At 61.7% G+C, this 21845-nt stretch carries 22 protein-coding genes; 14 read left to right on the top strand and 8 right to left on the bottom strand.

Annotated elements, in window-relative coordinates; all coding sequences use genetic code 11:
- The first annotated feature begins 68 nt into the window (after positions 1-68).
- The 3 genes from EK369_RS14420 to EK369_RS14410 all read left to right on the top strand — a co-directional run bounded on the left by EK369_RS14420 (position 69) and on the right by EK369_RS14410 (position 4196).
- Positions 69-1988, top strand: coding sequence for an AsmA family protein (locus EK369_RS14420; RefSeq protein ID WP_127114968.1), 1920 nt, complete (start codon positions 69-71; stop codon positions 1986-1988).
- A 16-nt stretch (positions 1989-2004) separates the two neighbouring features.
- Positions 2005-3204: a multidrug effflux MFS transporter gene (locus tag EK369_RS14415; RefSeq protein WP_127114967.1), complete on the top strand. Its 1200-nt coding sequence runs from the start codon at positions 2005-2007 to the stop codon at positions 3202-3204.
- Positions 3205-3392: 188 nt separating this feature from the next.
- Positions 3393-4196, top strand: a complete 804-nt coding sequence (locus EK369_RS14410; RefSeq protein ID WP_127114966.1) for a prephenate dehydrogenase/arogenate dehydrogenase family protein — start codon at positions 3393-3395, stop codon at positions 4194-4196.
- A gap of 12 nt (positions 4197-4208) precedes the next feature.
- Here EK369_RS14410 and EK369_RS14405 read toward each other — a convergent pair whose 3' ends face one another.
- On the bottom strand, positions 4209-4784 hold the full coding sequence (locus EK369_RS14405; protein WP_127114965.1) for a GcrA family cell cycle regulator: 576 nt from the start codon (positions 4782-4784) through the stop codon (positions 4209-4211).
- 123 nt (positions 4785-4907) lie between these two features.
- Between EK369_RS14405 and EK369_RS14400 the strand changes: the two genes are divergently transcribed.
- On the top strand, positions 4908-5708 hold the full coding sequence (locus tag EK369_RS14400; RefSeq protein WP_235871430.1) for an ABC transporter permease: 801 nt from the start codon (positions 4908-4910) through the stop codon (positions 5706-5708).
- 97 nt (positions 5709-5805) lie between these two features.
- Here the strand turns inward: EK369_RS14400 and EK369_RS14395 are convergent, their stop codons facing one another.
- Positions 5806-6684, bottom strand: coding sequence for a DMT family transporter (locus EK369_RS14395; RefSeq protein WP_127114964.1), 879 nt, complete (start codon positions 6682-6684; stop codon positions 5806-5808).
- Positions 6685-6988: 304 nt separating this feature from the next.
- Between EK369_RS14395 and EK369_RS14390 the strand changes: the two genes are divergently transcribed.
- Together EK369_RS14390 and argF are read left to right on the top strand one after the other, a co-directional pair.
- Positions 6989-8170 carry an aspartate aminotransferase family protein gene (locus tag EK369_RS14390; protein WP_127114963.1) on the top strand — a complete coding sequence of 394 codons (1182 nt, stop codon included), beginning with the start codon at positions 6989-6991 and terminating at the stop codon, positions 8168-8170.
- A gap of 4 nt (positions 8171-8174) precedes the next feature.
- Positions 8175-9101 carry an ornithine carbamoyltransferase gene (gene argF, locus EK369_RS14385; RefSeq protein ID WP_127114962.1) on the top strand — a complete coding sequence of 309 codons (927 nt, stop codon included), beginning with the start codon at positions 8175-8177 and terminating at the stop codon, positions 9099-9101.
- 2 nt (positions 9102-9103) lie between these two features.
- On the opposite strand, the gene EK369_RS21825 is transcribed toward argF, so the two are convergent.
- On the bottom strand, positions 9104-9301 hold the full coding sequence (locus EK369_RS21825; protein WP_164727006.1) for a hypothetical protein: 198 nt from the start codon (positions 9299-9301) through the stop codon (positions 9104-9106).
- 36 nt (positions 9302-9337) lie between these two features.
- Here EK369_RS21825 and EK369_RS14380 point away from each other — a divergent pair, with 36 nt between their 5' ends.
- The gene (locus EK369_RS14380) at positions 9338-10372 is read left to right on the top strand and encodes a 2-dehydropantoate 2-reductase (protein WP_127114961.1); all 1035 of its coding nucleotides are present in this window, start codon (positions 9338-9340) and stop codon (positions 10370-10372) included.
- 69 nt (positions 10373-10441) lie between these two features.
- Complete coding sequence (gene gnd / locus EK369_RS14375; RefSeq protein WP_127114960.1) at positions 10442-11848, top strand: NADP-dependent phosphogluconate dehydrogenase; 1407 nt, start codon at positions 10442-10444, stop codon at positions 11846-11848.
- Positions 11849-11857: 9 nt separating this feature from the next.
- Here gnd and EK369_RS14370 read toward each other — a convergent pair whose 3' ends face one another.
- The 4 genes from EK369_RS14370 to EK369_RS14355 all read right to left on the bottom strand — a co-directional run bounded on the left by EK369_RS14370 (position 11858) and on the right by EK369_RS14355 (position 17339).
- A complete protein-coding gene (locus EK369_RS14370) occupies positions 11858-13342 on the bottom strand; it encodes an inorganic phosphate transporter (RefSeq protein ID WP_127114959.1) in 1485 nt (494 codons plus the stop codon).
- Positions 13343-13433: 91 nt separating this feature from the next.
- The gene (locus EK369_RS14365; RefSeq protein ID WP_127114958.1) at positions 13434-13892 is read right to left on the bottom strand and encodes an NUDIX hydrolase; all 459 of its coding nucleotides are present in this window, start codon (positions 13890-13892) and stop codon (positions 13434-13436) included.
- 114 nt (positions 13893-14006) lie between these two features.
- Positions 14007-16454 (bottom strand): ATP-dependent helicase HrpB, encoded by a 2448-nt coding sequence (gene hrpB / locus EK369_RS14360; protein WP_127114957.1) that lies wholly within the window; start codon positions 16452-16454, stop codon positions 14007-14009.
- 96 nt (positions 16455-16550) lie between these two features.
- Positions 16551-17339 (bottom strand): DUF3108 domain-containing protein, encoded by a 789-nt coding sequence (locus tag EK369_RS14355; RefSeq protein ID WP_127114956.1) that lies wholly within the window; start codon positions 17337-17339, stop codon positions 16551-16553.
- Between EK369_RS14355 and meaB the strand changes: the two genes are divergently transcribed.
- The 4 genes from meaB (at position 17338) to EK369_RS14335 (ending at position 19839) form a co-directional block, all read left to right on the top strand.
- Positions 17338-18321 carry a methylmalonyl Co-A mutase-associated GTPase MeaB gene (gene meaB / locus EK369_RS14350; protein ID WP_127114955.1) on the top strand — a complete coding sequence of 328 codons (984 nt, stop codon included), beginning with the start codon at positions 17338-17340 and terminating at the stop codon, positions 18319-18321. The genes EK369_RS14355 and meaB overlap by 2 nt on opposite strands.
- 237 nt (positions 18322-18558) lie before the next feature.
- On the top strand, positions 18559-18849 hold the full coding sequence (gene rpmB, locus EK369_RS14345; RefSeq protein WP_127114954.1) for a 50S ribosomal protein L28: 291 nt from the start codon (positions 18559-18561) through the stop codon (positions 18847-18849).
- Between the two features lie 106 nt (positions 18850-18955).
- Entirely contained in the window at positions 18956-19303 is a 348-nt protein-coding gene (locus EK369_RS14340) for a hypothetical protein (protein ID WP_127114953.1), read from the top strand.
- 68 nt (positions 19304-19371) lie between these two features.
- Positions 19372-19839, top strand: coding sequence for a copper chaperone PCu(A)C (locus EK369_RS14335; RefSeq protein WP_127114952.1), 468 nt, complete (start codon positions 19372-19374; stop codon positions 19837-19839).
- A gap of 90 nt (positions 19840-19929) precedes the next feature.
- Here the strand turns inward: EK369_RS14335 and EK369_RS14330 are convergent, their stop codons facing one another.
- Positions 19930-20658, bottom strand: a complete 729-nt coding sequence (locus EK369_RS14330; protein WP_235871429.1) for an NAD-dependent deacylase — start codon at positions 20656-20658, stop codon at positions 19930-19932.
- Positions 20659-20764: 106 nt separating this feature from the next.
- Here EK369_RS14330 and EK369_RS14325 point away from each other — a divergent pair, with 106 nt between their 5' ends.
- Entirely contained in the window at positions 20765-21361 is a 597-nt protein-coding gene (locus tag EK369_RS14325; RefSeq protein WP_164727005.1) for a 2-dehydro-3-deoxygalactonokinase, read from the top strand.
- Complete coding sequence (locus tag EK369_RS14320; protein ID WP_127114950.1) at positions 21358-21792, top strand: low molecular weight protein-tyrosine-phosphatase; 435 nt, start codon at positions 21358-21360, stop codon at positions 21790-21792. Before EK369_RS14325 ends, EK369_RS14320 begins: the two co-directional genes overlap by 4 nt.
- Positions 21793-21845: the final 53 nt, after the last annotated feature.

The following is a 21845-nucleotide window of genomic DNA, read 5'->3' as shown; positions in this document are numbered from 1 at the left end:
ATCCCCCATTGCCTCTCTGCCCTGCCCGGGGCTAGGCTACGCTTGAGCGGTAAAAGTTGAGGTGCCCCATGCGTTTGATCCGGGTTTTGATTGGTGCGGTCGTTCTGTTGGTGATCGGCCTCGTGGTGTTGGTCATCGCCTTGCCGGGAGAGCGGATCGCCAAGATCGCGGCGGATCAGGTGAAATCCTACACCGGCCGTGATCTGGTGTTTGACGGGGATGTCGGCATCAGCTGGTATCCGGTCTTTGGGGTTTCAACCGGACCGGTGAGCCTGAGCAACGCCGACTGGTCCGACGCAGGCCCGATGTTCAGCGCCAAGAGTGCCGCGATCGGCGTCAATGTCATGAGCCTGATCAGCGGTGACATCCGTGTGACGCGGATCGAGGCGATCAGCCCGGATGTGCTGTTGGAGGTGCATAAGGACGGGCGCGCCAACTGGGACCTGTTTGGCAGCGAAGTTCCTGCGCAAGCGCCTGAAAATGCAGGGAAAAATGAAAGCGGCGGGGCGCTTATCCTGGAAAACCTGATGATCCGCGATGCGCGGTTGCGCTATGTCGATCACGGCGGGGACAGCTTTGAGATTGCTGATGTCGATGCCAGCCTGCAATGGCCTGACCCGCGCAAACCGGCCGATATCGCAATGACCCTGCGGCCTGCCGGCGAGGATGTGGTGCTGACGGCAACGATCAGCGATCTTGAAACGCTCATGGGCGGCAAGGTGTCGGGCGTAAAAGCCGAGGTCGAGACCGCCGGGGCGCGTATCGCCTTTGACGGGCGCGCCGGGATTGCGCCGCAGCTGGGCGGCTTGCTGGATGCGAGCGTGCCTAGCCCGGACAAGCTGATGGCCGCGCTGGGATTGCCAGCTGCCGGGGTCGCGGGGCCTGCCTCGGTGCGGGGGCAGATCACCTATACCAAGGACGGGGTGTTCACGCTGCGCGACGGCAGCCTCACGGCGTTGGGCAATTCGCTGAGTGCACAGGCGGATGTGGCGACGGCGGGGGCCAAGCCAGTTGTGACAGCGCAGTTCGTGGCGGGCAAACTGGACCTCAGCCAGTTCGGCGGCGATGACCCAGAGACCGGCGGCGGTGAGAGTGCGGGCGGCGACACGGGCTGGTCCAAGGCGCCGATTGATGCCAGCGGACTGGCGGCGATAGATGGCGAGATCGTGCTGGCGGCTGAGGCAATTGATCTTGGCAACCTCAAGCTGGGGCGCTCGCGCATGTCGGTGAACATCGACAATGCCCGCGCGGTGTTTTCTCTTAATGAAATCAACGCCTATGACGGTTTGATCACCGGGCAATTCGTCGCCAACAACCGCAGTGGCCTGTCGGTGGGGGGCAAGATGAAAGCTGAAAACATGCAGCTGAAAGGGTTGCTGACCGACACGATGGACATCAGCCGCTTTACCGGCAATGCCGGAGTTCAGTTTTCTTTCCTTGGTGTGGGCCAATCGGTGCATGCGATCATGAATTCGCTCAAGGGCGATGCCGCGGTCACCGTGGGGCAGGGCACGATCTCGGGGATCGATCTCGACAAGCTCCTGCGCGGCAGACCGGGCGGCGGCACCACGGTGTTTGACGCGCTGACCGGCACCGCAGTGATCGAGCAGGGTGTGCTGACCAATGACGACCTGTTGCTGGAACTGCCAAGTGTCGTGGCCAAGGGCGAAGGCACTGTGGGATTGGGGGAACGCCGGATCAACTTTCTCTTCACGCCGCAGATCAAGTCGAGTGATGAACAGGGTCTGGCCGTACCGATCCGCATCAAGGGCAGCTGGGATGATCCTTCGATCCGGCCCGAACTGGCCAAGGCCCTGGGCATTGACGAAAAACAGCTGAAAGAAGACGCGAGCAAAGCCCTGGAAGACTCAGTACGCAAGGAACTGAACCTGTCCGAAGACGATGCGCGGTCCACGGAAGATGCGGTCAAGGACGCCGCAGAGGATGAAGTCAAAAAGCAGCTGTTAAAGCTCTTGGGCGGGAACTGATCGTGACGACCTTTCGATGCTAAGCGCCGCCACCTCACCGCCGCGGCTGACGACGCTGGTGCTTTTGACTGCCGTTTCGGTGCTGTCGACCAATATGTATCTGCCGTCGCTGGGACATATCGCGGCGGATTTTGATGTCAGCTATGCGATGGCGAACCTGTCGATCTCGCTGTACCTCGCCATCACGGCCGTATTGCAGATCCTCATGGGCCCGCTGTCGGATCGCTATGGACGCAGACCCATCCTGATGAGTGGCCTGGTGATCTACGTGGCGGCCTCGGTCGGCTGTTTGTTGGCACAGGACATCGTAGTGTTTCTGGTGTTTCGGATGTTTCAGGGCGCCATCGTGGGCGGCATGGCGCTGAGCCGTGCAGTGGTGCGCGATATGCATGACGAGCGATCTGCCGCATCGCTGATCGGGTATATTTCACTGGCCATGGCAATTGCGCCCATGACCGGGCCGATGATTGGTGGGTTTCTGGATCAGTTGTTCGGCTGGCGCGCGAACTTTGTCTTTTTTACCGTGGTCGGTGCGGCGCTGACGCTGTTGTGCTGGTGGGATCTGGGCGAGACCAATACACAGAAATCAGCCACGATCCGTGATCAGTTCCGCACATATCCCGAGCTTTTGCAGTCCCGTCGCTTTTGGGGTTACGCGATTTGCCAGACGTTCTCTCTTGGGGCGTTTTACGTCTATATCACCGGTGCTGCACTGGTCGGCGCGGATGTTTTCGGGCTGAGCACAACCCAAATCGGGATTGCCATTGGCGCCATCACCGGCGGGTTTGCCATTGGCAGTTTCCTGTCAGGGCGGTTTGCCAGCCGGTTCCCGCTGTTCGTCATGGTCTTGGCCGGACGGGTGGCGGCCATGTTTGGGCTGTGCCTGGGATTGCTGCTGATGGCCTTTGGGATCCTGAACCCGATCACCTACACGGCGGCAATCATGTTTGTGGGTTTCGGCAACGGGCTGACGCTGCCCTCGGCGGCGAGCGGAGCGATGTCGGTGCGGCCCAAACTGGCGGGCAGTGCCTCGGGGCTGTCTGGGGCAATGGCTGTGGCGGGAGGGGCGTTTCTGACCAGTCTGACGGGCGCGCTCCTGGTGCCGGAAAACGCGGCAGAGCGGTTGGTGCTGATCATGCTGGGGTCTGTGCTGGTCTCGTTGCTGGCGGCGCTCTACGTGCGCCGGATTGATCTGCGCGAAGGGGCGACCTATTGACAGGCTCGGTTCAGGCGTGGGAAGAAGCGGCATGAAACGGACCTGCCTCATCGCAAACGTCTATTATACCCTGTCCACATAGGTGGCGGGGCTTTCAACATGTTCAACCGCCGCGTGACGGTCGGTTGAGCAACATCCAAGCACATCATCCCATCTGAAACGCGGCCCTGAAATAGGGAGCCTATGGAATGGGCACACGACACCACCCCACGCTGGGCCTGTTTGGCTTTGGCGCCTTCGGGGCGCTGGCAGCAGGCGTTCTGGCAGACCACTTTGACATCAAGGTGTTTGACCCGGCCTACGGGCAGGCCGCCTTGCCGGATGGCCGGGTGTTGCCGATGGCGTCACTAGAAGAGGTCGCGGCAGCAGAGGTCGTGGTGCTGGCAGTGCCGGTGGCGCGCATGCGACACCTGTGCGGTGAAATCGCGCCGCTTTTGCTGCCCGGAACCGTGGTGGTGGACGTGGGATCGGTAAAGCTGGCCGCGGTAGAGGCGATGGTTGAGAGCCTGCCAGAGCATGTACAGATTGTCGGCACCCATCCCCTGTTCGGCCCGCAGAGCGCAGCAGGCGGTATTCAGGGGCGCAAGCTGGTGATCTGTCCGGTGCGCGGGACGGCCTGGCGGCAGGTGGGGGCCTTTCTGCGTGGACTGGGTTTGGAGGTGATCGTCGAAACCCCCGAAGCCCATGACCGCGAGGCTGCGATGGTGCAGGGGCTGACGCATCTGATTGCCAAGGTACTGGTGGGCATGGGGCCTTTGCCGAAGCGGATGACGACGGCGAGTTTCGATCTCTTGGCCGAGGCCGTGGGCATGGTGCAGGATGACCCGCCAACAGTGCTGCACGCCATCGAGGCCGCCAATCCCTTTGCCGCCGAAGTGCGGGCCGCATTTTTCCAAGGTGCCGAAGAGTTGCGGGCGCGGTTTGAGACCGAGGAGGGTCGGTATCAAAAGGAACCCCCCGCGGTCCAGGGACCACGGGGGGTACAGGTTTAGTGTGTTTTGGTCTTAGCGCTTGCGGTCGCGGCGCGCGCTCATCGGCTGAAAGGCAACGCCGACATGGGCTTCGCAATAGGGTTTGCCAGCTTGAACGGGCAGGCCGCAGAACCAGAAGTCATCCGTCGCCGGATCGCCAACCGGCCACTTGCAGGTGCGCTCGGTCAGTTCCATCAGCGTCAGCTTTTTGGCGGATTTCTCGATCTCGCTGACCTTGGCCAGAGCCTCTGGGCTGATCTCGTTGGCAGACGGTTGCGGTGGCAGCGGTTGGCCAGCCGGAATGATTGCCTTGCGCGCCGGTGACATGGCGGGTTTGGCCGGTGCCGTGGCGACCGGTTCAGGCTTTGGCTCAGGTTTGGGCGCGGCAGGTTTTGCTGCGGCCTTGGGCTTGGGCGCTGGTTTCGGCTTGGCCTCGGCCTTGGGTTTGGTGTCGGTCTTGGTGGCGCGGTTCGACAGGCCAAGGCGATGCACCTTGCCGATCACCGCGTTGCGGGTCACGCCGCCCAACTCTTTGGCGATCTGGCTGGCCGACTGGCCCTCGCCCCACATCTTTTTCAAAAGCTCTACGCGCTCGTCGGTCCAGGACATCGAAAGTTCCCTAAGTAAAAAACGGCCCCCGAGAGCCGCCTGCATTTCTTGGTCAGGGGCCTATTGTAATCACACGGGGCCGAGTTACAAGGCAGAGAATCAGCGAAACGGGGCAGGGACGTCATGAATCAGCGTGAAATGGGGGTGCGTCGCTTTGGGCGGGTGAACTGGCTGGGGCTTTACACCCTTGCCATGCGCGAAATCACGCGGTTTGCCGTTGTGTGGACGCAGACGCTTTTGGCCCCGCTGGTGACGGCGGGCCTGTTCCTGATGATCTTTACCATTGCCGTTGGCGCGCGGCGTGGGGACGTGATGGGCGTGCCCTTTGTCGAGTTTCTGGCGCCTGGCATCCTGATGATGACCGTGATCCAGAACAGCTTTGCCAATACCTCGTCTTCCATCGTGATATCCAAGGTGCAGGGCAATATCGTTGATACGCTGATGCCGCCACTGGCCCCGCTGGAAATGGTGCTGGGATACCTGGCGGGCGGCGTGGTGCGGGGTCTGTTTGTGGCCTTGGCGATTGCGCTGGGGCTCTGGCTGTTTCTTGGTATCGGTGTGGTGCACCCATTGTGGGCCTTCAGCTTTGCCGTGCTTGGGGGCGCGTTGATGGGGGCAGTGGGGGTCATCGCGGGCATCTTTGCCAACAAGTTTGATCAGATGGCAGCGATCACCAACTTTATCGTGACGCCTTTGGCCTTTCTGTCGGGGACGTTTTATTCGGTCACAGCCCTGCCGCCCGTGTTGCAGACAATCACCCATTTCAATCCGATCTTCTACCTGATCGATGGTGCGCGTCATGGGATGATCGGAGTTTCGGACGGGTCGCCCGTTCTGGGTCTGGCGGTTGTTGGAGGGGTGACCCTGGCGTTGATGGCTTTGGCCTGGGGAATGCTGAAGACGGGGTATCGGCTGAAAGGGTGAAGGTGCGGGGGCCAGCCCCCTCTTGGCCGCGTGCGGCCAATTCACCCCCGGGATATTTTTGGCCAAAAGAAGCTGGGGGTGGTTTTCCGCGGTGCGCTCAACGCCTGAGACGGGTTTCGCGCCAGGCGAGGATGGCCGCGCTGGCAAGAACAAGAGCGGCGCCGGCCCAGCTGATCGCGTCAGGGTGAACACCAAAGATGAGGGCATCATACAGGGCGGCAAAGGCCAGGGCGCAATAGAAGAACGGTGAGACGAAGCTCGCGTCAGCCCGGCGCATGGCATTGACAAAGCACACCTGTGCCATCGCCATGAGCCCGCCGATCCCAGCCAAGGCGAGCCACTGCATGGGCTCTGGCGAGTGCCACACAAAGAGCGCGGCAGTGGTGGCTATGACAAGACCGACGGCGTTGTTGATCAGCAGGACCTGAAACGGGCGTTCGCGCCCTGTCAGCAGCTTGATAAAGATCAACTCGGCCCCCATACAGAGGGCCGCGAGCAGGGCAATCAGCGCGCCAACCTGCATTGCGCCAGCCCCCGGGCGCATCAGGATAAGCGCCCCAAGAAAAGCCATGGCAGCCGACCCCCAGCGCCAGGGGCCAATGCGTTCCCCCAGAAAGGGAATTGCCAGCAACATGCCAAAAACCGGATTGAGGAAACTGATCGCCGTGGCGTCGGACAGCGGGATAAACGTTGCGGCGGCAAACATCAGCGACACACCACCCCACCCAAGGCCCGAGCGTCCCACGTGCAGGGTCAGGTTGGGCTTTGTGAACCTCGGGCGCAGGATCAACGCCGCGATGGCAAAGCCGAGAAAGGCAAACAGGAACCGGCCAAAGCTGATTTGCAACGCATGCAATGGCGCGCCCAAAGCGCCGGTGCCAATGGCCTTGGCCAAGAGCGTCGTCCCGGCCGCAAAGCCCGAGGCGGCTACGGTCAACAGGGCGGCCAAAAGTGGGTTCTGCGGAGGCTGATCCATCAGGCGAGCATTGGAGATGCCAGCAGCCGAGATCAAGCGGATTTTTGGCGGGGGCGCGGATTTGGGGTTCTCAAACCGGCAATGACTGGCTAAAGGGGCTGCATGGAAACCACATTCGCATACACGGGCCTCCGACGCCTGCGCACCGACCGCCGCCGATAACCCTCGGCTGCGACAGGTTTGTTGCGCGAAAAGCGCGACGGTTTCCCACAAATTGCGCCTGATGCGCGCATCTCTCTTTCACATTGTTGACTTGATCGCCCGCGTGGGGCAACCACAGGGCTTCCTAAACGAGGACAGGACCATGATCCCATCTGTTTTGCCGACCTATAACCGGGCACCGCTGACCTTTGTCAAAGGCGAAGGCGCGTGGATGATCGAGGCAGATGGCCGACGTTTTCTGGACCTTGGGGCAGGCATTGCCGTGAACGTGCTGGGCCACGCCAACCCGGTGCTGGTCGAGGCGCTGACCGATCAGGCCAATACGCTTTGGCATGTGTCGAACCTCTATAATATCTCACAGCAAGAGGCGCTTGCCGACAAGCTGGTGGATGCGACCTTTGCCGACACTGTGTTCTTTACCAATTCGGGCACCGAGGCCTGCGAACTGGCCGTCAAGATGGCGCGCAAGTACTGGTATGAAAAGGGGCAGCCCGAAAAGGTCGAGATCATCGGCTTTGACGGTGCCTTTCATGGCCGGTCTTCGGCAGGGATTGCGGCCGCTGGCGGTGACAAGCTGACCAAGGGCTTTGGCCCCTTGCTGCCAGGGTTCAAACATCTCACCTGGGGTGATGTTGCCGCAGTCAACGACGCTATCACCCCCGAGACTGCCGCCGTGATCGTCGAGCCTGTTCAGGGCGAGGGCGGCATTCGCCCGATGGATGACGGCGACCTGCAGGAACTGGCGCATATCTGCAAGGAAAACGACGTGCTGCTGATCCTTGACGAGGTGCAATGCGGTGTCGGGCGGACCGGCAAGCTGTTCGCGCACGAATGGGCGGGTGTTGAGCCGGACATCATGATGGTCGCCAAGGGCATTGGCGGGGGCTTTCCTCTGGGCGCGGTCCTGGCGACGGAAGAGGCGGCCAGCGGCATGACAGCAGGCACCCATGGCTCGACCTACGGCGGCAATCCCCTGGCCTGTGCCGTGGGCTGTGCCGTCATGGACACGGTTGCGACACCGGCCTTTCTGGAAGACGTGAACCGCAAGGCGGGCCTGTTCCGTCAGAAACTGGAGGGGTTGGTGGCCACTTATCCGGACCTCTTTGAAGAGGTGCGGGGAACCGGCCTGATGCTGGGCCTCAAGTGTTACACCGCGAACATGGACGTTGTGAACGCAGGCTATGACAATCAGGTCGTGACCGTGCCTGCGGCGGACAATGTGGTGCGTCTGCTGCCCCCGCTGAACATCACCGAAGACGAGATTTCCGAGGCCGTGCAGCGGCTGGAAAAAGCGGCGGCCCAGGTTGCCGCGAAACAGGATTGAGCCAATGAACCATTTTCTTGATATCAATACGACCGGGGTTTCTGATCTCCGGGGCATGATCGACAGTGCATTGGCGATGAAAACCGCACGCAATGGCCGTCCCAAGGGCGCGCTGGACGATGATCAGCCGCTCAAGGACCATATGGTTGCGCTGATTTTTGAAAAACCCTCGACCCGGACCCGTGTCAGCTTTGATGTTGGCGTGCGTCAGATGGGGGGGCAGACCATGGTGCTGTCGGGCAAGGAAATGCAGCTGGGTCATGGCGAAACCATCGCCGACACCGCGCGCGTGCTCAGCCGCTATGTTGATCTGATCATGATCCGGACCTTCGAAGAACAGGTGCTGCATGAGTTGGCGGAATATGCCGACGTGCCAGTGATCAACGGCCTCACCGACCGGTCGCATCCCTGCCAGATCATGGCGGATATCCTGACCTATGAAGAGCACCGCGGCCCGATTGCAGGGAAAAAGGTGGTCTGGTCCGGCGATGGCAACAATGTCTGCGCGTCGTTCCTGCATGCCGCGGGCCAGTTTGGCTTTGACCTGACTTTTACGGGTCCCGAGGTTTTGGATCCCGAAGACGTATTCGTCGCCGAAGCGCGCAGCAAAGGCGTGACCGTCACGCTCGAACGTGACCCGGCCAAGGCTGTCAAAGGGGCTGACCTCGTGGTCACCGACACCTGGGTCAGCATGCATGACGCGCAATCGGCGCGCGAGCGTCGCCATAACCAGCTGCGCCCGTATCAGGTCAACGAAGAGTTGATGGCACATGCCAATCCGGATGCCCTGTTCATGCATTGCCTGCCTGCCCACCGTGACGAGGAAGCCACCAGCACAGTCATGGATGGTCCGCATTCGGTGATCTTTGACGAGGCTGAAAATCGCCTGCATGCGCAAAAAGCAGTCATGCGCTGGTGCCTTGGCAAGTAAGGTCAGGTATTTCTGCAAGACACCCCAAACGCCTCGCCCACAGCGGGGCGTTTTTCATTTTGCGGAAATGTTGGTGTCAGAGCCAAAAAATCGTCGAAAAAGCCACATTTTTGCCCCAATCTCTTCCCATTCTGCGGCTTGCTGGGCTGCCAACCCGTCTGTTTCTTTTGACCAGTGTCCTGTTTCTTGGTTTTCTGCATGTGAGTAGCCGGTGATCCGGACTTTGGGGGAGCACGATGGGTGACACGCCTAAGAACAGGCACGGGGGGCCGCAGATTGTTGTGGCCGGCGCGGGCAGCGTAGGCTGTTTCGTGGGCGGCCTCTTGGCGCGCGGCGCCTATGACGTCACGCTGCTGCTGCGCCCACGGTTGGCCGAAGAGCTGTCCCGCCAGGGCCTGAATCTCACCGATTTCAATGGCATGGATGAAGAGCTGTCACCGGACATGTTCGGGCTGGACACTGAACCGTCGTGTCTGACGCAGGCCGATATTATCCTGGTCACGGTCAAAAGCGGCGCCACCGAAGAAATGGGGCGCCTGATCCGGCGCAATGCCAAGGAAGACGCGGTGGTCATCAGTCTGCAAAACGGCGTTGGCAATGCGGGTATTCTGAAAGACTTGCTGCCTGGGCGCGATGTGCGCGCGGGCATGGTGCCGTTCAACGTGGTCAACATGGGCGGAGGCCGGTTTCATCGCGGCACCAGTGGTGACATTCTGATCGAAAAGGGGCCAAAACACATTGCCCGCACGCTCAGCGTCACCGATCTTGCCTTTCACGAGCGTGCCTCCATGACCCCTGTGCAATGGGGCAAGCTCTTGATCAACCTCAACAATGCGCTCAATGCCCTGTCGGGGCTGACCCTGCGCGAGCAGTTGGACAGCATGCCATGGCGGCGCCTGATGTCGGACCAGATGGCCGAGGCCATAATGGTTCTTGAAAAAGCCGAGATCGAGATAAAGCCGCCGCTTGGCACACCGATCCCGATGCGCTTTGTGCCCAAAATTCTCCGCTTGCCCTCGCTTCTGTTCAACCGCGTGGCGCGATCCATGCTGACCATTGATCCCCGCGCCCGCAGCTCAATGTGGGAAGATCTGGAATTGGGGCGGCCCACCGAGATCGATGAGCTGCAAGGGCTGATCGTTGAACTGGCGCGGGAAAAAGGCATCAAGGCCCCCCTGAACCTGGCTGTCGCCAACCTGATCCGGGATGCCGAGGGACGCGGCGAAGGATCGCCGGGCCTGACCCCGCGAGACATCCGCCGCATCGGCTGAGCTTGCGCTTGCAGCCCCCGGCATTCCGACGCAAACTTGGCCTGTGGAAACAACGGGCGGGACAACGGGATGACCAAGGCGGATATCGGGGTCTATGGCCTTGGCACGATGGGCAGCGCTCTGGCGCTAAATCTTGCGGAACAGGGCTTTGACGTCGCCGTCAGCAATCGCGAACCCGAGTGGATACCGGAGTTTGTGAAAGAGGCCGGGGCGCTTGCCGCGCAGATACACCCCTCGGAGACATTGCAAGACTTCGTGGCCGCGCTGAAAGCGCCGCGGGTTGTGTTGTTCCTGATCCCTTCTGGCGCGCCAATGGATCAGATGATTGACCAGATATCACCGCTCTTGGCCGAGGGTGACACGATCATTGATGCGGGCAATGCTGACTTCAACGACACCCGCCGCCGCGCTGCCGCACTCGAGGCTCAGGGCCTGCATTTTGTCGGCATGGGGGTCTCGGGAGGGGAAGAGGGCGCGCGCCATGGTCCCAGCATGATGGTTGGTGGCACCCCCCACAGCTGGTCGCGATTGCGTCCGATGGCGGAAGCCATCGCCGCAAAGTTCGAGGGCACCCCATGTGTTGCCCATCTGGGGTCGGACGGGGCCGGGCATTTCGTGAAAACGGTGCACAACGGCATCGAATATGCCGACATGCAGGCCATCGCCGAAATCTACGGGCTGCTGCGCGATGGCGGTGGCTGGGAGGCTCCGCGTATCGCGGGCGTGTTCGAGCGTTGGAATGCCGGTCCCCTGCAAAGCTATCTGGTGGACATCACGGCTCAGGCGCTGCAGGCGGTTGATCCGCAGACTGGCCTGCCGGTTGTGGATGTGATCGAAGACCGCGCCGGGCAAAAAGGCACCGGGCGCTGGACCGTGATTGAGGCGCTGAAACTGGGCCAATCCGCCAGCGGGATCGAAGCCGCCGTAGGTGCGCGCGGCTGGTCATCGGACAAAGCCCTGCGGCTTGCGGCCTCTGACATCCTGGGCGCCGGGACGCAGCACTATGACAAACCCTCTCTGGATGACATGGAACAAGCTTTTGTCGCGGTGCGTATTCTGGCCCATGCACAGGGGTTTGCCGTGATGCAGGCCGCATCTGAAGAGTTTGACTGGGCATTGGATCTGGCCCGCGTGGCCGAGATCTGGCGCGCAGGCTGCATCATCCGCTCGGCCCTGCTGGATGATCTTGCCGAGGCAATTCGATCAAAGCCCCCGCAAGGTGCGCTGGTTCTGGCTCCGGACATTGCTGCGCGCCTGAACGCTGCGATCCCGGCACTGCGCCGGGTTGTCGCGTCGGCGGTTCTGGCGGGGCTGCCAGTCCCTGTGATGAGCGCATCGCTCACATGGTACGACAGCCTGCGCCATGCCCGCGGTACGGCCAACCTGATCCAGGCGCAGCGCGACTTTTTCGGACGTCATGGGTTTTTGCGGGTGGATAAGCCCGGGGCCCATCACGGCCCCTGGGCGGAAAGCTAACGCCGTGGGTCAGACGACGATCGAGTTGAGAAGCAGGAAGATAACGCCCGACATGATCGCCGCGGCGGGCACGGTGATGACCCAGGCGGCTACAATCGTCATAAAGTGACTGCGGCGCACCAGTTTACGACGGCGACGCTCCTCAGGCGCGATACGCTTGGTTTCGGGCCGTGTGGCGGCAGATTTGCGCAGGCGACGCTCGGCGTCCCACTCCCGGAAGAACCCAACACCAAAGACGCCACCAACCGCAATATGCGTGGACGATACCGGCAGACCCAGCCAAGAGGCGACGATCACGGTGATGGCCGCTGACAGGGCCACACAATAGGCGCGCATCGGGTTCAGCTTGGTGATCTGCTCACCCACCATGCGGATCAGCTTGGGGCCAAACAGGAACAGGCCAAACGAAATCCCGAAGGCACCGATGATCATCACCCAGGTCGGGATGGCCACCTTGGCGGCAAAGTCTCCGAACTCCGAAGCATGCACGATAGCGGCCAGCGGACCCACGGCATTGGCCACGTCATTGGCACCATGGGCAAAGGACAGCATGGCGGCCGAGAAAACCAGCGGCAGGCCAAACAGGACCTTGAGCGACTTGTTGCGGTTCTCAAGACCTTCGGACTGTTTCTTGATCAGCGGAGCGGTGATCACATAGGTGATTGCGCCCACCACGATGCCAATCATCAGCGCCGTGGTAATGTCGATCTTGATGATACGTTTCAGACCCTTCAGCGCCAGATAAGACGCAAATGCGGCGGCCATGATGCCCACCAGCACCGGCACCCATTTGCGCGCGGCAGCGATCTTGTCGTCCTGATAGATGATCTTGACCTTGATAAAGGCAAGGAACCCCGCAGCAATCGCGCCACCCAGAACCGGCGAAATCACCCAAGAGGCGGCGATCTTGCCCATCGTGGGCCAGTTCACGGCAGCAAAGCCCGCCGCGGCGATGCCCGCACCCATGACGCCCCCCACAACCGAGTGGGTTGTCGACACCGGCGCGCCAAACACAGTGGCAAGGTTCACCCAAAGCGCGGATGAAATCAGCGCTGCCATCATGGCCCAGATGAAAACCTGCGCATCGGCAATGCCCGCAGGGTCAATAATGCCCTTGGAAATCGTCGACACCACGTCACCGCCCGCCAACAGCGCACCAGCGCTCTCACACAGGGCGGCAATGACAATGGCGCCCCCCATGGTCAGCGCATTTGCACCAACTGCAGGCCCCATGTTGTTGGCGACGTCATTGGCGCCGATGTTGATCGCCATATAGGCGCCAAAGGCCGCGGCCGTGACCACAATCAAATTCGAGGGGTAGTCGCCGTAGAACATGCCAGCAACCAGCCCGGCGATGACAATGAACACCAGCGCGATGCCCAGGCCCACCAGAGGGCGTGACACGTATTGGGTTGCGGTTTCCAGATGCGAAAAGCGGTGCAGGTCGCGATCAAGTGTTTCCAGATGATCGGCGTCGTTGGATGGGTTGCTCACCAGATGTCCCCCTTGGCAGCCTAGTTGCGCTCGCACTAGGCGAGCCGCCCCGGCATATCAAGCGGGTTGTCATAAAATTTTTACGAAAGTGTCACAAACCGCGCAGCAGTTCCTGCAGTTCCGGTTCCTGAACCATGTTGGCAGCAGCCTGGGGTGTGACCCATTTGCGATCCCGCTCGTCCGCTTCGGGATACCGGTCGCTAAGCTTGTTGACCTTCACAGGGAAAACCACGGTCTCAACCCGCACGGGCAAGCCGCTCTTGAGTTCCTTGTCGTAATCATAGGTGCCCAACGCTTCGTCCGTGATCTCGCCCTGTTTGACGCCAGCCTCTTCCCAGGCCTCTTGCAGCGCAGCCTCGGCGGCATCCTTGCCATCAATCGGCCAGCCCTTGGGCAGAACCCAACGGCGTGTATCCCGGCTGGTGACCAGCAGGACCTTTTTCTGTGCACCCTCTTGGCGAAAGCACAAAGCGGCCACCTGAAGTCGCTTCGGGCGTCGCAAAAGAGGGCCGACCACATTGGTCAGCGCGGATTTTAGAGCGTTTGTCATTGTCTTATGAGGGGGCTTCTGCTCGCCGTCCTTTTTTTGTCTGTGCAATGTATATACATATTTTCAGGAGCGAGTTCAACCCCATACCTGAAGATCTCTGCTTGAACGGTGTTTTTACGGCGCTTTGCGTCGCTTGGCACGCAAAGTGGGGTCGGCTTTTGTCGGGTCTTCGGGCCAGGGGTGTTTGGGATAGCGGCCGCGCATGTCCTTGCGCACATCTGCATATGAGGTGGCCCAGAAACCGGGGATATCCATGGTAGTTTGAACCGGGCGACCGGCCGGGGACAACAGCGTCACGCGCAAAGGTGTCTTGCCAACCATCGGGTGCGTGGTCTGCCCAAAGAGCTCTTGCAGGCGCAACGAGATTTCCGGGTGCTCACCGGAATAGTCGATCGGAATGCGCCGATCCAGCGGCGTGGTGAAATGCGCCGGGGCCAGCCGGTCCACCAGTTGCATCTGGGTCCAGTCCAGGCGCGCGCGCAGGGCCTCTAACACGTCAAAGCGTTTCCAGTGGTCTGCGGTCTTTACGCCTTGGAGATGCGGCAAAAGCCAGGTTTCAATGCTGTCCGTCAGGGCTTCGACAGTCATATCGGGAAGATCGTGCCCGGCATCTCGGATCAGCTCGACCCGCGCCACAAAGCGCCGCGCTGCATCTGAGAAACTGAGGCCCAAATCACGCACCCCATCCAACATGGCCATGGACACAGACTCTTTGGGGGCGTCCTTCCAGATGCGGTCATCCAGAGCGATGGCGCCAAGCATTTCCTGCCTGCGCGCCACCACGCGACGCTCGCGTTTGGACCATATACACCTGTCCGCCCAAATGATCTGGTCACCAAACAGATTGCGCACCTCACCTTCGGTGATCTGGATCGCCTGACGAATACGGGCCTCGCGCGGGTTGCCGTCGGTATCGGTGACAACAATCAGTCGTGCGCCTGCCAGCGGATCCGCCTCGTCCAGAATGCCGCCCTTGCCACCCGACAACAAAAAGCGCGGCGTGTCGCCCTTGCGCCGTAAACCAATGCGGTCGGGATAGGCCAGTGCGGCCATCTCCGCCACGCTCAATCCGCCCCTCGCGGGCGTCTTCGCGGCCCGGGCAAGGCGTTTGGCCTCGTCACGTATGGTGTGCAGTGCCGCGCGGTTGATGCCATAGGGGCGGCGCTGGGCAAACAGGCGGGCATCCTGCACGGCCTCAAGCCGCAGCGACAGGTCCACCGGTGCGCCCCGGTGCAGCGGATCGCGCGCCGCCAGAAGGGCTGCCAGCGGGGCTGCATCCGGTCCGGCAACCTGCAGCATATGCGCCAGACGCGGGTGTAACGGCAGGGCGGCCAGCTGGCGGCCATGGGCGGTGATGCGGTCCTGGGTGTCCAGGGCGCCCAGCATTTTCAGCACGGTTTGCGCCTCGCGATAGGCACCGGGATTGGGCGGCGTCAACAGCCCGAGGTCCGCGGGGCCTGTGCCCCAGAGCGCCAGTTCCAATGCCAGCCCTGTGAGATCGGCGGCTTCGATCTCGGCAGGCGGGTAGGGCAGCATGGCGCCGTCCTCTCCCTTGCTCCAAAGCCGGTAACACAGACCTTCAGCGACACGACCAGCGCGGCCTTGCCGTTGTATCGCCTCGGCGCGTGTCACGCGCTCGGTCACCAGCCGTGACATGCCTGATCCGGGGTCAAACCGCGCCCGCCGCGCCCGACCGGCATCCACGACAACGCGGATGTCCTGAATGGTGAGCGAGGTTTCCGCGATGGAGGTGGCCAACACCACCTTGCGCCCCTGTTCCGCAGGGCGAATGGCGGCCTGTTGCTCCTTGAAGGGCAGGGCGCCGTACAGCGGGCGGATATCGCAGGTCTGCGGCAACTTCAGCAAGGATTGCACGCGGCAGATTTCACCTTCGCCGGGCAGGAACACCAGAATGCCCCCCTCGGTTTCGTCAACAGCCTGTGTGATCAGACGCGCGGTGGCCTCTTCCAGCCGATCCTCTTTGCGCAGGGGCTTGTCCAGCCAGCGGGTCTCGACCGGGTAGCTGCGCCCCTCAGAGGTGATGACGGGGGCGTCTCCCATCAGGGCGGCCACCGGCTCAGCGTCCAACGTGGCCGACATCGCCAGCAGGATCAGGTCATCCCGCAGAGCCTCGGCAATTTCCAAGCACAAAGCGAGCCCCAGGTCCGCATTCAGCGAACGCTCGTGAAATTCGTCAAAGATCACCGCGCCAATGCCCGTCAGCTCGGCGTCGGATTGAATCATGCGCGTCAGAATGCCCTCGGTCACCACTTCGATCCGCGTGGATTTGCCAACGCGTGACTCGCCGCGGACCCGGTAACCTACGGTATCTCCCACGTTCTGACCCAGCGTATCTGCCATCCGCTCAGCGGCCGCGCGCGCCGCAAGGCGCCGGGGTTCCAGCATCAGGATACGCCCCTGACACAGCCCCGCCTTGAGCATTTCCAACGGCACCACCGTGGTCTTGCCCGCACCGGGCGGTGCCTGCAGCACGGCGCGGCCCCGGTGTTTCAACGCGTCGAGCAGGGGCGCAATGGCGTCATGGATGGGCAGGCTGGTCATGTTGTCCTTATCCGGCAGGAGACGCGCAAGGTCCAGAGCCGGGCGATCAAGCGGTTTGGAAACCGCTTGCCAAGGCGTTTTCAAACGCCTTGATCCTCACGGCTGGGTGTCGCGGCGTTTGAGCGTCGCAGGTCCGTGGCGTGTTTTGACCCAGACTTTCTCTGCGCGCCACACTTCCCCCGAGCGCACAAAAGTCACCTCGAGCGGCGTCACCGTGATCTCATCCAACTCTTCCTGTGTATATCCGCCCAGGCGATGGTATGCGCCTTCGCAGACCAGATTTTCACCCTCTTGGCGCGATCGAAGCAAGCGGATCGCGACGAGGCGTGTTCCGTCATACTGCCTGCCATCTACCCGGCACGGTGTGGCCCGGCTGCGCAGCACCTGCCACATCATCGTCATCGGATCGACGGCCCCTCTCAGCGCCGCATCGTCAATCGGTACTGCCGGGGCGTCGTCGCCTTCTGTCTTGCGCGGCACCGCGCCTGAGAAATCCAGCGCCGTGACCGATTGCCGGCGCCCGGTGTGGATGTTGCCCCGGTAGAGGGCCGGATCAAAAACATCGCCCGAGCGCGCGCCCGAGACTTGGATGTCAAATCGGATTGTGGCCACAACCCCTGCCAGCCCGGTTGTCTTGAACTGGCTCTTGGCCCTGTAGCGGGCGCCGCTTTCCTGCATATCCACCGTCAATTCACCGACACGCAGGCCAAAGGCATGCACCGACCACAGCTGATCGGCCTGTGCCAAAAGCGGCAAAAGCGCCAAAACAGCCGCAATCAGCACCATGCGACCGTGATGCACTGGACTTTTGCGAGGCAGGCAAGGCATGTAATCACCGCGGAAACGATTTGGCGCGCGCGCCGGGACAGTATGGATTTTGCTCATGAATATTGCAGAGCTGCGTGACAGGATATTGAAACAGGAGCGGCGGGCGCTGGCAAGGGCGATCACGCTCGTGGAAAGCGGTCGAGCGGACCACCGCGCACAGGCGGCCGAGCTGCTCGAAGCGTTGCGCAGCGCGGGCAAACAGGCGCTGCGTATCGGCCTGTCGGGCACGCCGGGGGTGGGTAAGTCCACGTTTATCGAAAGCTTTGGCATGATGCTGACCGCCCGGGGTTTGCGCGTCGCGGTGCTGGCCGTGGATCCCTCGTCGGCGCGCTCGGGCGGCTCGATCCTCGGGGACAAGACACGGATGGAACGCCTCAGCCGCGACCCCAACGCCTTTATCCGCCCATCGCCCAGCCAGTCACATCTCGGCGGCGTGGCGCGCCGCACCCGCGAGGCGGTCGCCCTGTGCGAAGCAGCGGGCTTTGACGTGGTGTTGATCGAAACGGTCGGCGTTGGGCAATCCGAAACCGTCGTGGCCGAAATGTCCGATTTGTTCCTGCTGCTGCTGGCCCCGGCCGGCGGTGACGAATTGCAGGGCGTCAAGCGTGGCATCATGGAGATGGCTGACATCATCCTCGTCAACAAGGCCGACGGAGACCTCAAACCCACGGCGATGCGGACCTGCGCCGATTATGCCGGTGCGCTGCGCCTGTTGCGCAAACGCCCGCAGGATCCACAGGGGTTCCCCAAGGCGATGACGGTCTCAGCGGTCGAAGAGCATGGGCTGCAAGAGGCCTGGGAAGAGATGAACACCCTGACCGACTGGCGCCGCGAAAATGGCCACTGGGAGGCCCGCCGCACCCAGCAGGCGCAATTCTGGTTCCACGAAGAGGTCAAGCAGGGCCTCTTGGCGCGGCTCAACCAGGGGCGTGTGAAAGACGCGCTGACGCGGCTCGAGACGCGCGTGGCCTCGGGCGAAGTGACACCTTCAAGTGCCGCTGATGAGGTTCTGTCGATTCTGGATATCTCAGCGCAATAACGCGCCATCTTTCCGGAAATACTCCGGGGTGCCTGGCCTTTGGCTGCGAGGGGCAGGGCCTCTGAATGCAAAATGAGAAAACGGCAGGGTCCTGCCAAAAACCTTGCCTTGAATCACTTGACGCCCCCTCAAATTCGGCCTAATGACCGCGAACGAAATTCCGGGCGCTGCCACGGCGGCGCCCTTTTGCATTGACGGGGCAAAAGTCCCCGTGGACCGAAGAACGAGGATGAACCCATGTCGCGCCGTTGCGAACTGACCGGAAAAGGCCCGATGACTGGCAACAATGTCAGCCACGCCAAAAACAGAACCCGCCGTCGTTTTCTGCCAAACCTGAACGACGTGACCCTGCAGTCTGAGTCGCTGGGCCGTGGCGTTAAGCTGCGCATCTCGGCAGCCGCCCTGCGCTCGGTCGATCACCGCGGTGGCCTGGACGCGTTCCTGGCCAAAGCCAAGGACGACGAACTGTCGGCCAACGCGCTGAAAGTGAAAAAAGAGATTGCCAAGGCACAGGCCGCAAGCGCCTGAATACTTTGACGATCGGACAGTGAAGACAGCCCCGCGCGGATCATCCGCCGGGGCTGTTTCCTTTTGTCGCTATGGCTTCCCGTGCAGGAAGGTTTATCTTGCGCCCATGACGTGGATGCATCGGCAAATCGCGATTCTCTTGGTGGCTGTGCTGGTCCTGACCGGGCACAGTATGGCCATTGCGCGCGGTATGCAGACCAATGCGGGCCTGATGGAGCTGTGCACCGGCACGGGCCCTGTCATGATCGCGGTCGACGCCGACGGCAATCCAACGGGTCACTCCCATATTTGTCCGGAATTCAGCCTCTCGCTTTTGGATGCGGTCGCGCCCGTCCCTGCGCTGGCCGTGCCCGTCGAGATGCGTGGACAAAAAATCTCCAGCCTGCATGAGGTGTCGCTTGGTGTGATTCGAGCCATCGAGACCTCGGCCCGTGCGCCTCCTTCGGTATCCTGAGCCCACCCAGGGCTCCTGTTTCTACTCTTCGACAAAATACAGACCAGATACCACTCCGGAGTGACAAGATGTCCCTGAAATCCCTCGCCGCTGTTGCGGCTGCCACCGTCGCCTTTGCCTTGCCTGCCTTTGCCAATGACATGATCATGGTCAAAGACCCCTATGCGCGCAGCGCGACCGCGAACGCCAAAACCGGCGCCGCCTTCATGATGCTGATGAACACGGGCGCCGAAGATGACCAGCTGATTGATGCGCGGTCCGACGTTGCCAAGAAAGTGGAACTGCACACCCACAAAGAGAATGCCGACGGCGTCATGCAGATGATGCACGTGCCCGAAGGGTTTGCCATTCCCGCCGGAGAGTCTCACATGCTGATGCGGGGCGGTGACCATGTGATGTTCATGGGGCTGAACCGCCCGCTGGAACATGGCGATACCGTCGACGTGATCCTGGTGTTCGAAAAGGCGGGTGACGTCAAAGTATCGATCCCTGTCGATCTCGAGCGCAAGCCGAAGCATGGTCAGATGAACCACTAAGGGGCGCGTTCCGCCTCAGGCTCCCCAAGGGAGCCCTCGCCAAAACGCAGGCCGGGGGAAACCCCGGCCTGTTTGCCGTTGTGCCAGTGCTTAGCGTTTCAGTTCCTGTTCCACCCAGCGGGGCACGATCTCTGTCGCTGGGCCAAAACAGGTCTCGGCAAAATCGGACACGCGGGACGAGGGGGCAAGGTTCAGCTCGATCGTATGGGCGCCAGCACGCTGGGCCTCTTGCACGAAGGCCGCTGCGGGGTAAACCTCGCCCGAGGTGCCGATGGCGACAAACAGATCGGCGCTGTCGAGGTGATCCCAAATCACATCCATGAAATAGGGAATTTCGCCGAACCAGACGATATCGGGCCGTGTGGACTGATGACTGCACTTTGGGCATCTGTCGGCCTTGTGCATCCTGTCCGGGGCCTCCCACCGGTGATCGCAAGCCGCGCATAAGGCGCCGTCAAGACGTCCGTGCATGTGCAGAACGTTTTTCGAGCCCGCCTGTTCGTGCAGGCCATCCACGTTCTGGGTCACGATGATCACCTCGCCCGGGTGATCCTGTTCGAGGGTTGCCAGGGCCTTGTGGGCGGCATTGGCCCGGGCCTCAGCCGCCTGCACGCGACGCGCGTTGTAGAAATCATGCACTAGATCGGGGTTCCTGTGAAAGCCTTCCGGGGTGGCGACATCCTCGATCCGGTGCTGCGCCCACAGGCCGCCTTCGTCGCGAAACGTGCCAAGGCCGCTTTCAGCAGATATCCCTGCGCCGGTCAGGATGACGATCTTGTCATGGGCCATGGCTGATGTCTCCGCTGCGGTGTTGGACATTGGGCCAAGAAAGCGCTGATTGGATGGAAAAGGCAAGGGCCGGGTTCGGGAACATTCTTGACCCGTGGGCGCTGCTTGCCCAAACAAGGACCAAAGGAGAAACGCGTTGAGCATATTGCAGACAGCCAGACTATCGGGGCCGGTGCGAAAGGTCCCGTGTAAAGTGATTGTGCCCTTCACAGGCGACGTGCCGGGGTTGATTCAGGACAGTCCGGCCAGCCGCGCCACCGGTGCGCAGGTGGTTCAGATCGCGGGTGTGATTGCGGGTCGGCCCAATTGGGACGGTGTGATCTGTGTTGTTGGGTCACGCACGGTTTGGGCACATGTGAGTGTGGGCGAGGTTGTGAGCTTTGCCAGCTTTGTCAGCGTTGAAGTGGCAGAGGGCCTGCGCGCCATGGCTGAAGAGGGCTTTGAGGACGGGTTGCAGGCGACCCTCTCGCGGCCTGAACGGCTGGCGGGGGAACTGGCTGAGGCGGATGTGACGCCGGGGCGGGCCTGGGGGGCGCTCCTGGGGGCAGAACTGGCAGCGGCGCGGCCCTATTGGCTGGGGCAAGAGGTTATTCTTGTCGGCGACTGGCCTGTGCAAGGGTTCTATGCACAGGCCCTGCAGAGCCAGGGGGCAATGCTGCAGCAGGTGGAAAGAGACGTGGCGTTTGATCAGGGACAGGCTGCGCTGATCGCGGAAAAAGGAACCTTGTCATGAAGGTCTTGTTTGTGTGTCTCGGCAATATCTGCCGCTCGCCTGCGGCCGAAGGCGTGTTTCGCGCCATGGCGCCCGGGGTTCAGACCGACAGCGCAGGCACCGGCAGCTGGCACGTAGGAGAGCCGCCTTATGGCCCCATGCAGACCGCAGCGCGGGATCGCGGCTATGATCTTTCGGATTTGCGCGCACGTCAGTTCACGGCGGCGGATTTTGCGCGCTTTGATCTGATCATCGGCATGGATGACAGCAATATCGCCAATATTGAGCGTTTGCGCCCGGCGGGGAGTGCCACGCCGGTGCGGCTGTTCACGGCGTATGCGCCTGAGAGTGGGGTCAGCGAGGTGCCGGACCCCTATTACACGCGGGACTTTGACGGCGCGCTGACCCTGGTTGAAGCCTGCGCGCGGGGCTTGCTGGCCGAGATCGGCTAGGGGCTGCGCCCGAGGCCCGGGCAGGAGCCTCCGGCGGGAGTATTTTTGGCAAT

It is taken from the genome of Shimia sediminis (assembly GCF_003990645.1).
Taxonomy (GTDB): Bacteria; Pseudomonadota; Alphaproteobacteria; order Rhodobacterales; family Rhodobacteraceae; genus Shimia; species Shimia sediminis.
This window is presented reverse-complemented; position numbering and strand designations above follow the sequence as displayed.